At 44.3% G+C, this 11,953-nt stretch carries 3 protein-coding genes; 1 reads left to right on the top strand and 2 read right to left on the bottom strand.

All coding sequences use genetic code 11. From position 1 onward, the window contains the following. On the bottom strand, positions 1 to 1,373 hold a 1,373-nt coding region (locus C6H66_RS21085; RefSeq protein WP_105396628.1), incomplete at its 3' end, for a lipase family protein. A gap of 655 nt (positions 1,374 to 2,028) precedes the next feature. Beyond that, on the bottom strand, positions 2,029 to 8,703 hold the full coding sequence (locus C6H66_RS21080; protein ID WP_105396627.1) for a Tc toxin subunit A-related protein: 6,675 nt from the start codon (positions 8,701 to 8,703) through the stop codon (positions 2,029 to 2,031). 335 nt (positions 8,704 to 9,038) lie between these two features. On the opposite strand from C6H66_RS21080, the gene C6H66_RS21075 reads away from it, so the two are divergent. Then, a complete protein-coding gene (locus C6H66_RS21075) occupies positions 9,039 to 11,786 on the top strand; it encodes an RHS repeat protein (protein WP_105396626.1) in 2,748 nt (915 codons plus the stop codon). Positions 11,787 to 11,953: the final 167 nt, after the last annotated feature.

Here is an 11,953-nt window from a genome sequence, read left to right as displayed (position 1 = left end):
CCATGATGCAAATAGATTTCTTTACTGGCTGTCGCCTGTTTAATTGCCTGAATAATCGGTGACGGCGATAACAACTTCATCACTGCCCAGTCGTACCCCGCCGGCGCCCAATAATTGAAAAACACATTATCCATATCCTGCTCAAATGGCACAGCAGGGATGACATCATCTTCATTAACATGACGATAGTGGATAATAGAAGACAATTCTTCTACCGCACTGCGAGTTAATGTTCGCGGCATCCCATAACTGTAGAGACAGGGATGATACTCTTTTAATTGTGCGCTATGCAGTAATGCCAGTGCTCCCCCCAGACTGTGCCCACAAATAAATAACCGTTTACTTTTAGCCAATCGAGTGATATCACTGAATACTCCTTTCTTTTTATCACTGGGGACTATTAACTCTCCAACCAAATTAAATGCCTCCCAGAACCCTTTGTGCACTTTACCACTGTGGATAAACCCACTACACAGAGATTTATCATCATCGCAGCTTAAAGCCAATGGCTGGAAAGTGGCATCAGTCAGATAATTATCCAGAGTAGCGGTTCCCCGCCAACTAACAATCATATCTTTCTCACTGGCGGCATAAAACAGTTTGGTATCACCCTGTTTGTTGTTCCCTGCTTGTGAATCAATAAACTCCACTTGGGTATAACGTTTACTAAACGGCGCATCGTAAACGACAGGTGTTGCCGACAATGCTTCCACTTTATAGGGCAATTTTGAAACATCCACCATTTGCCGGTTAAAAAAGTGAAGTACAGATCCTTCAATATCGACATCCCCATCGGCATAGGCCAGCACGCTCATTAAACACTGGTTATAAGCATTCACAATGGAATACTCTTTTTGATGGTGTAGCAACAGAACCCAAGCCCGAAATGGACATACTTCCAGAACATACCGTCGATTCACCGGATGGACCTGATAGCCTTTTGGCTCCGGGTCCGGGAAATGATAGGGAGGTGGAATTTTTTTGGGATCATTCCAATCATCTAGCGCTGGCAACCCATCACTGATCTGCCCGATAGTCACATAGCGATATTGATAGCCTTCGGCTTCCGCTTTTGGCTTCACCACAGAGGCCCCTTCGCCACGTATTTCCCGCAACGGGCGCTGTTCCATTTCATCGGCCAGTGGTTGGGCGCCGATATACAGAGTTACCGGATGGGAAGGCATATCTTCTTCCCGTAATAATCCATTGCCATCAGTGACGCCTTTACGTCCCAGCAAAGGATTTCCACGGATTTTCAAACGATAAGGCATATTGACCAAGGGTTTCCCCTGTTCATCCACCAACTGAAATTCTATCCAGTTTTTCAGCATGTTTTTACAGTCAAGACAATCGAGTGGGCTTAATTTGCTCATTGATACTCTTTCCTTACAATTAAATTACAGATAGGCACGCAGCCCAAACATCATGTGGTGAAAATTCCACAAGATTTCCCCGCCCGGCTATCAATCACTTTCATCAGCATCAATATCCTGTCAGGAATAGCCGTGATTGATTGCGTCACTAAGGAAACAAGATAGTAAAAATCCTATTACCACAGATAAGAAACACCGCTTATGCCGTGAGTAATAGCAAGCTGAACGACAGGAAGACGAAATGTATCCCTATCGATTAATCCCTTTGAATAAGGGAACAGGAGTTGGAAGGTCCTTCATATTGTCCATATGACGGAACTTAAGTTATGATTATTAAATCATCACCAAATAGCAAGAAAAAATTTCTACTTTTTTCATTTACAAAAAGTAAATTTTGTAAGAAAGTGTTACAAATTCAACAAAAGATTAAGTTATTGTAAATATAATGACGGATGCAGTGACAAAAATAACTCCTTCCTCAGGAAGGATAATCCACAATTTTCTCATCTCGACCTGTTGTTACCTCTTCACGGCATTAGAACTAAATCAACACCAATTTAAAAAGGAGAGTTTAATAAAGAAAAAGGCGTACTATTAATATATCAGGCCCCCGCAGGAACCTGTCTCTTATGTTTAATAATAAATAAATGCTAATTCAATCACGAATGGTATAACGAATATGCAATATAATATCGCTCAGACTTTGCAATAAAACTTTTTGTTTACCTTTAGCATTCGGGAAACGCAAGACCAATTTACCCACATCATCAATGGCAATCCCTTCAAACGGCAGATATTTACCGTCATTAAAATCTAATTGGAATTGTCCACTGTCATTCATGCCTCTGGAAACAGCTATTGCCGTACAGCCTTTTGCCAAAGATGTGGTACCCGCATAGCTCAAAGTCGCTTGCACATCTTGATATGGCCCCAATAAGGCTGGCAAACTCACGCTAATTTGTTTAATACGGCGTACATCACCTAATTGCATGTCAGTCGGATAATCGTCCTTGAGTTTCAGATCCTTAATGGTTAGCGTGGCCGACAAAGTATTCCCTGTCAGTTTCAATTGATTGCCATCGTTGCCTACAGCAGCATCTTGGTTATTTTTCAACAACGCTTCAATCTGGTTCGACAGCGTAAAGCCCACTTTCTCCCCCAAAGATTGGTACACCTGCGCCAGAGAAATTGTACGTTCCACTTCCAAGGCACGAGATTCCCAGGCCAAGTATGCCGACTCCATCGCCGCCAAATTCAGCATCAACGCCTCACCACACAACAAGCCGGCATATGTCCCCTGCCAGGCGCCCGGTTTGATAAAACGCGTTTTATTCCTTGTTTCCCATTCAAAAGACAGTTGAGCCAGTAGGCAACGGGATACAGCTAAATCATAGAATTGAAAGTACAGCGCAGATAAGCGCCCACGCATCCAGTTATACAGCGCTTGATTGCTGAACTTACGTTGCAATAGTTCCCACTGTGCCAAGTGGTGTTTCTGTTGGGTGACCAATTGGGTCAACTGCATGGCGGCCGCCTCTTTACGTACCTGCAATGCAGCTTGTTGAGCCTCAATTTGGGTCATTTCGGCTTTCGCACTATCACGCATCATCTGCCACTCTTCACGACGACGGCGATACATTTCCGATTGGGAGACCGCATCTGCGGTTGCATAGGTTGCCGCCGCCGCAGTCTGAAACCCCAAGGCAATCGCCGTCGGCAAAGCTCCATATTGGCTACCGCCCACTGCCATGCCGTAAATGTTTGGCACCATATTGGCAACCGCCGCCGCTGTATGCAGCGCATTTGCCGCGGTTTGCGTTACGCCCGAAGCGATACGCAAGCCCATCGCAGCTTGTTCACCGACGTTGACATCTTCATCGTATAGCGCGCTATAGTGAGTGTAACGTTGTGTCGCACCGTTCAGTGACGCCGCCAGTACCTTAGTTTCCTCAACCAATTCATCCAGATTTTTTTGTTGCATGTCGACACTCTGTGCCAACAACTCTTTACCCTGAGTCTGCATCAACACCGCCAGTTGTTCTGCATCCTGACGTTCAATCACGCCAGAAAGTGTGCTGCCCAATTGCGAAAGCTGTGACGCCATCCCACGCGCGCTTTCTAGTACGACCGGGAAACGACGCAGGCTTAAAGTATTAACCGTCGGTAAAACCACACCACCTTGCGAAGATGCCGCAGCCGCACTCTGCAACGCCGCAGGATTAGCCGGCTCAGCAAATAGAGGCAGACTCAATGGTTGACCGTCCAGTGTCAGGTTATGACGCAGATTGTACAAGCGTTGTTTGAATGTTCTGCGCAAACTTTCCCAGTGTCCATTCCGCTGTGGATAGAATACCTCGGTTTGAGAATTTATCGTTGACGGCTTCGCAGCATCTTTCAGCATCGGCGCTTTCCAAGTGATAGCCGCAGAAACCGACTCATCCCCCATCAATGCTAATGCCTGCACGTACCACATTTTGGCTTCCGCCAGCGTATCACGTTCCAGTTGGCGGTAGGCACTGTCCCCTCGTGCCAACAATAGTTCCAGCAAGCGCATAAAGGTAGCCACCTTATAGTGCATTGGAGCTGCCTGGGCCACCGCGTCCGGGTTAGAGGAATCCAATGGTGTGTCATTCCAGCGGGTATCTTCCAGCAGTGGTCGCACTTTCCATAGCTTATCATTCGGGCTAATACTGCCGGGGTTAAAGACATAGCTTAACCAACGCGCCGCTTGATCAAAGTTTTGCTCTTGCACCAAACGTTGTGCCACCAGCATCGGGGTGTAGTAAAACAGTTCCCAGAAATAGAGGGCATTTGCTCCTGCGAAGTCCATTTCTTTATCCAGGAGATTATCGTCATTGATGCCCAAAGCCGGTTCCAAGATATTCTGGGTTTCCAGACTAAGAATAGTATCCAGCCCACGGTTAGCTCGACGCATCAGTTCGCGAGCAAATAGGGTATTCAAGCGGGTTTTGAATTGGCCTCCATTACCCCACATCATATATTGGGCGCCAGCTTTGTTAGTTGCTAACTGGATGACGTTATTTTCATCGCTTTTTTTAGAGGTGACAATCAGATTACTAATAGTTTCAGAAAATAACAAATTAGGGAAATCAGAACTTGTTAGAGAAAAAGAGATAGCTTGACGTTCTTTCGTCTCTAAACTCTTAAAGTCCATATCAACTTCAACATCATAGATAGTTTGATCGGGACGTACCTCAATCATAGTACGACCCGCTTCTCCCTGACCAGGACCACCACATGTAATTAGCAGTGAAAAGGCCCGTGTATCTCGCAGCGCAATGGGGTTAGGCACTTTAATGACTTGGACAGACCTCATCTCAACGTTTTTCCATATCTCATCTAATACCGTAGAAGATACAGAAATATTCCCCGTTGTTTCATCCAAGGTGTATCCTGGCAGACCATACATACGTAAATTTATGGATGGAAAATCCGACTCTTTAGCATAAAAGAATTCTCCTTGATTGCCATCTCCCAAGAACAAACCCAACGTCAGGTACTTACCATCCTTCACCGCTTGTAGCAGATAAATATTGCTGATTTTACGGTTCATGGCATGTTGCAACACTTGTCGCATGGTAAATTCCAATTTCATACCCGATGGCAGTGATAACAAAGAATTACTGGGTGTCATCGCTATCACATCACGGAACTGACCTTTAAATCTGTACTTATTGGTGTCTACATTCTTGGTAAGACTCTGCCCAACCAGCGTAATTTTCTTATCAAGATACTTATTGGTACATTCCACCTCGTTTTTCACAAACTCATATTGTCCAGACGCAAAATGATTAGCGACTCTTGGCGCTCCAATCGTATCAAGCTCATGCCTGACCGCTCTCACTAATGCATCGGGTGCCATAGCTGACACAAGTTGAAGTCCTCCATCAACGGCACAAGAACAGCGGACGTGGCTGCTAGCATAGTCATTAGTTCGGGCGAGCTTCTCATACACCATAACCTGTAAAGAACCGCTGCGCCCTTGAGATACGGTACAATACAAACCGGCCTCTTTTGGTAGTCCGCTTGCCAAGTTAACTTTAAAGCTTAATGGTGCGCTCCAAGTCCCGTCATAACGCAGATATGCCAGCTTTAACTCATAGACCCAAACCGGTTTTTGTTCTTCTGGCTTTTCTTTAACCTGTTGCAGTTTGGCATCCTCACGGCGCTCCAGCCACACCAGATGCAGACGGGCGTTAAACATCACCGGGCGAATCAGATCCGCTATCGGCGTAACCGCACAGGTGATCTCTTTCCACTCCTTCCAAGCGGTAGCCGGGAACATCTCTTGCTTAAATTGATCATGATCCACACTGCGCCAATAATAGGTTGGAGTGGCCTCCTGGTTTTTGCCCACAAAATAAGTCAAACCAGTATCCAAGTTCAAAGCATCATGATAAGCGCTGACAATGGACAGGTTTGCTACCTGCTCAAATTCAGTCAGATATGCCTTGAAAGCGCCTTCAACCGTATCCGTCGAAAGCTGACTCTGATTGATGGACTGTAGCAAGGTTTCCATCATTTTTGTCTGACTAATTCGTTGAGTAGGATCGACATAGTTTTCCGGGAAGTAGGTGAGCTGAGATATGCCAGCCCAAGTGCTGTAGCGGCGGTTATAGGTCTCCCACTCTTTGAAAAATGATCGGCTCAAAGCTGCGGTTTTAACATTCCCTTCTCGGCTGGCCTGCTGTAGACAGCGATTAACACATAGCTGAATACTCGCCATTGCTTCCGCTAATCGGCTAGTTTTCACCTGAGCACTGACCTGATTATCAATCAGTAAATAAGAATACAGGTCATCCCGTGTACGCAGGTTGAGGTTTTTGTCAACGACGTGATTCAGGTAAAATTGACTCAGAGCTGTGCTTAATCTTTCATCACAAATCTTCTCGACTACCGAACGTTGAGCCTCTTTCAAACGTGTAACCAGCGCTGTAGCCAATTTCTGCCAATCGCCATAAGAGGTTCCCTCAACTAATGCACCATCCTGTTGAATTGATATGGCATAGCTTAAGCAATACAGTTGCACAATTTCCTGTGGAGAAATGCCCAACATTTTTGCCGCCTCATGCCATTGCAATAGATGTTCCACAGTGGTCATATCCGGTAACAGAGAAGACTTTAGCGCTGGATTTATCTGTTCAGCCGCCAGTTGCATAGCTTTAGTATCTACTGCCATTGCCTGAGCAACTTGTTCCACTGTCAGTTTTTCTGCCGATAATGCCATCAATATTGATGAAGCTTGCGTTCCCAATTGAATGAACCACTGATGAAAACGGGTCAGCTTCATAAGCGAAAGTACATCGTTGTTGACAACAGCCATCCCCTGCTTTAACAAAGTCGGCTTCGCTACAATCAATGTCAATTCACGCTCACTTAATTGCAAACGTTGATAAATCAGAGACAATTGAGCCAATCGGTGACAAAACATAATAACCTGACTATCAATGGTGAACGGCTTACCGGTATCCAGATGCTTAATCATACCCCACACGCTATCTACCGAATCTTTTGACAACGAATCTAACCAAATCAGTAAATTCTCCGCCACTGCACTGGATGAAATCCCCAAAGCAGACGCCAGATGCGGCGCCATCGCGGACTTAAGCTTATTCCCTATTAATGTCGTTTCTTGTACACCTGTCACCAGTGTGCTGATCAGGTTTTCAATTTCCGGGATTTGAACGGTGTCATAGGTAGAAGTGGTCATCAGTACCAGATCCGTGACACTCAGGTTGTATTTACGCAACCAAGTAACGGTTTGGTAAACGTTATCCACTAATGTGGCAAGTGCATCATCAGTAACGTTGTAGATTGCTGTTTTAGTGTAACCAAGCGTTCGACGTAACATATCCAGTTCCGCAACAGAAAGCTGGTGGACCTCCGCTAACAACGCCGCACAATACATATCGGAAATATTGCCAATATTATTGGCAAAACATCCATCACCATCTACTGGATCAACGATATAGAGCAATTGATTAAAGCCAATATCATCAACCTTAAAAGCACGCTTTAATATGCTTTTATTATGGTTGTCGTTCCCTTTATTAGGATTAGTGTCAATTTTGTCACCACCCAATACATAACGTTTGCCATCAAGCGGTGGCGTGTTAAATAACACATCAAATTGACTTGCTTTCGCGTTAATTGTTCTTTCGGAAATATCAAAATTAGCGAGTATTAGGGCTTGATCTTCTTTAATATCGTAACGGGTAACATAGCGCTTAACGCGAGCCAAAGTGTTTAACATGGCTTCATTCAGTGTTTTACCATGACGTTCAAATGCCCTAAAAACAATAGCCGGTGATAATGACACGGCTTTTAGCAGATAAATGGCATTATGCAAGTGAAGGATTTGCATTTGGGTAGCTTTATCCGTCAGTCCAGACCAACCAAGAATATCGACACACTGAGCTACGGGCAGATCATAATGTCTTGCCAATGCTTGAGCATTCAGTAACGATTCTGGCGCCACATTACCAAACATCCTCTTATACAATGTTTCGGCATTGTCCTGTTTCACCTGCTGGGTCAAAAGGGCATAATTTCCGGGCGAAATCCCCAATTCCATCGCAATCGGCAAAACTCCGTCAGCTTTAGTTGGACAGTTATCAGGTGACAATAAAGTCGGCAGCGACACATTATGGTTAATTAATACTTGGCGAATAACATCATACGCTGCATGATACGAACCGTTTGGGTTGTTATAGAGGTGATGGAGTAGTTTTTGACACACATCAACATCAGTTTTCAAGCTAAATTTTTTCTTAATACCAGCGACCAAAATATCATTGGACAACGCTAAGGTAGAAACCTCTTCCTCCATGTTTTGCTGGCTCAGGGCAAGCTCTCCCAGATCCGGGCGGCGAATATCTAGATGGTGAGCAGCATTTGGATTATGTAAATGGCGTGCTTCACGGTATAACTTCGTTAAATAGGCCGCAGGGGAGAACATCGATGCCACATCACTTTCCCCAACAAACGATTTATTACGCTCGGGAATAAAATCGTTACTATAAAATTGTACTGCGCTATAGGGTTGTACTTCCGAAGCGGGAATATCCAGCGTGAGCGCACTTTTAAACTGGGGATTCGCTTTCATCAAGCTACGACGTGCTTGGGTGTTTTCAAATGATTGCTGAACTATGGCAGCATCAAATATTTCTCGACATTCCCCTATACTTAATGAGCCAGAAGCCGCTTCGCATACTTGCTCAAAGGAAAAGTGGGCAATTTCATTTAAAGTGGTAGTTCCTAATTTTTCCGTGAGAATCTGAAAATTAGCCATATCGAATGTAGAACTCATAACATCCTCTGTTTTTAAGGTATTGTTTTTAAAATATTGTGACTATCGCGGTTTAATAAATTTCTTTTATATTTAACTATGATATACAAGTGATTGGTTATTAAGCATCATCGATATATCAAATCTGCCAACCACTTGTTTTTCTGATGGTTGATCAATCACACTCACTATCTGAAACTTTAATTCCTATTTATACAATCTCAAAAATTACCAAAGCGTTTGCATTAATAACATCACGATAAATCGCTTTCCTTGCCTGTTTAGTGATAAGGTCTTTTGGTTGTTGCCATAACTTAAATTTTCTTAACGATTAACACCATCTAAGGAGTTAAAATATGAGCAGTTACAATTCTGCAATTGACCAAAAGACCCCCTCGATTAAGGTATTAGATAACAGGAAATTAAATGTACGTACTTTAGAATATCTACGCACTCAAGCCGACGAAAACAGTGATGAATTAATCACGTTCTATGAGTTCAATATTCCGGGATTTCAGGTAAAAAGTATCGATCCTCGTAAGCATAAAAACCAAAGCGGTCCGAACTTGATTCGCGTCTTTAATCTTGCGGGTCAAGTTTTACGTGAAGAAAGTGTTGATGCCGGTCGGACTATTACCCTCAATGATATTGAAGGTCGCCCGGTGTTGATCATCAATGCAACCGGTGTCCGCCAAAACCACATCTATGAAGATAACACCCTACTCGGTCGCCTACTCGCTATCACCGAACAGACGCAGGCAGAAGAGAAAACGACCGAGCGTCTTATCTGGGCCGGTAATACGCCGCAAGAAAAAGAGTACAACCTTGCCGGTCAGTGTGTCCGTCATTACGATACCGCAGGACTCACTCAACTCAACAGCCTTTCTCTGGCTGGCATCGTGCTATCACAATCTCAACAACTGCTTGTCGATAACCAGGATGCTGATTGGACAGGGGAAGACCAGAATCTTTGGCAACAAAAATTGAGCAGTGATGTCCATACCACTCAAAATAAAACCGATGCCACCGGGGCTTTATTGACCCAGACCGATGCCAAAGGCAACACCCAACGTCTGGCCTACGACGTGGCCGGACAGCTAAAAGCCTGTTGGTTGACGCTCAAAGGTCAGGCCGAACAAGCGATTATCAAATCACTGACCTACTCCGCCGCCGGACAAAAATTACGCGAAGAACACGGTAACGGCGTTATCACTGAATACAGCTATGAACCAGAAACCCAACGGCTTATCGGCATTACCACCCGCCGTCAGTCAGACACCAAAGTGTTGCAAGACTTACGCTATCAATATGATCCGGTAGGCAATGTCATCAATATCCGTAATGATGCGGAAGCCACCCGTTTTTGGCGCAATCAGAAAGTGGTCCCGGAGAATAACTATACCTACGATTCCCTGTATCAGCTCATCAGTGCCACCGGGCGTGAAATGGCTAATATAGGTCAGCAAAATAACCAATTGCCCTCCCCTGCGCTACCTTCTGACAGCAATACTTACACTAACTATACTCGCAGCTACAGCTATGATCACAGCGGTAATCTGACGAAAATCCAGCACAGCTCGCCAGCTACCCAGAACAATTACACTGTGGCTATCACCCTTTCAAACCGCAGCAATCGGGGTGTTCTCAGTACGCTAACCACCGATCCAAATCAAGTGGATACGTTGTTTGATGCCGGTGGTCACCAAACCAGTTTATTACCCGGACAGACGCTTATCTGGACACCACGAGGAGAGTTAAAGCAGGTTAATAATGGCCCGGGAAATGAGTGGTACCGCTACGACAGCAACGGCATGAGACAACTGAAAGTGAGTGAACAGCCAACCCAGAATACTACGCAGCAACAGCGGGTAATCTATTTGCCGGGACTGGAGCTACACACAACCCAGAGCAACGCCACAACAACGGAAGCGTTACACGTTATCACACTCGGTGAAGCAGGTCGCGCACAGGTACGGGTGTTGCACTGGGAGAGCGGTAAGCCAGAAGGTGTCAACGATAATCAACTACGCTACAGTTACGATAATCTGATCGGCTCCAGCCAGCTTGAACTGGACAATCAAGGGCAGATTATTAGTGAGGAAGAGTATTATCCATTCGGCGGGACAGCGCTGTGGGCAGCCAATAGCCAAACAGAAGCCAACTATAAAACGATTCGCTATTCCGGCAAAGAACGGGATGCCACCGGGCTATATTATTACGGTTATCGTTATTACCAACCGTGGGCGGGCAGATGGTTAAGCGCGGACCCGGCAGGAACCATTGATGGGTTGAATCTATACCGAATGGTAAGAAATAATCCTGTGAGTTTACAGGATGAAAATGGATTAGCGCCAGAAAGAGGAAAATATACCAAAGAGGTGAATTTCTTTGATGAATTAAAATTTAAATTGGCCGCTAAAAATTCACATGTTGTTAAATGGAACGAGAAAGAGAGCAGTTATACAAAGAATAAATCATTGAAAGTGGTCCGTGTCGGTGATTCCAATCCATCGGGTTATTTGTTAAGCCATGAAGAGTTCCTAAAAGGTATAGAAAAAAGCCAAATAATATATAGCCGGCTTGAAGAAAATAGAGCCCTTTCAGAAAAATCAAAAACAAATCTTTCTTTAGGATCTGAAATATCCGGTTATATGGCAAGAACCATACAAGATACGATATCAGAGTATGCCGAAGAGCATAGATATAGAAGCAATCACCCTGATTTCTATTCAGAAACCAACTTTTTTGCTTTAATGGATAAAAGTGAAAAAAATGATTATTCCGGTGAAAGAAAAATTTATGCGGCAATGGAGGTTAAGATATATCATGATTTAAAAAATAAACAATCAGAATTACATGTCAACTATGCACTCGCTCACCCCTATACTCAATTGAGTAATGAAGAAAGAACGCAGCTACAAGCAACAGAACCCGATGTTGCAATCAATAGAGAATACAATTTCAAAGGCGTTGGCAAGTTCCTGACAATGAAAGCAATTAAAAAATCATTGAAAGGACAGAAGATTAATAAGATATCAACAGAGGCTATTAATATTCGCTCTGCGGCTATCGCTGAGAATTTAGGAATGCGGAGAACTTCATAAATTTGGTCACATACCCTATGGATTTCAAGATGCATCGCGACGGCAAGGGAGTGAATCCCCGGGAGCATAGCAAACTCTGTTACCGGGGTGAGCGAGTGCAGCCAACAAAGAGGCAACTTGAAAGATGACGGGTATAGAACTTTAAATAGAAACTAACTGTACTAGCT

Source organism: Photorhabdus hindustanensis (genome assembly GCF_002968995.1).
GTDB classification, from domain to species: domain Bacteria; phylum Pseudomonadota; class Gammaproteobacteria; order Enterobacterales; family Enterobacteriaceae; genus Photorhabdus; species Photorhabdus akhurstii.
Note: the sequence above shows the minus strand (reverse complement) of the source record. Positions and strands in the feature narration are given on the sequence as shown.

Bases quoted from the DNA above. Each gene is read 5' to 3' on its own strand.
- C6H66_RS21075 (WP_105396626.1), top strand. From the start codon at position 9,039: ATGAGCAGTTACAATTCTGCAATTGACCAAAAGACCCCCTCGATTAAG.
- C6H66_RS21080 (WP_105396627.1), bottom strand. From the start codon at position 8,703: ATGAGTTCTACATTCGATATGGCTAATTTTCAGATTCTCACGGAAAAA.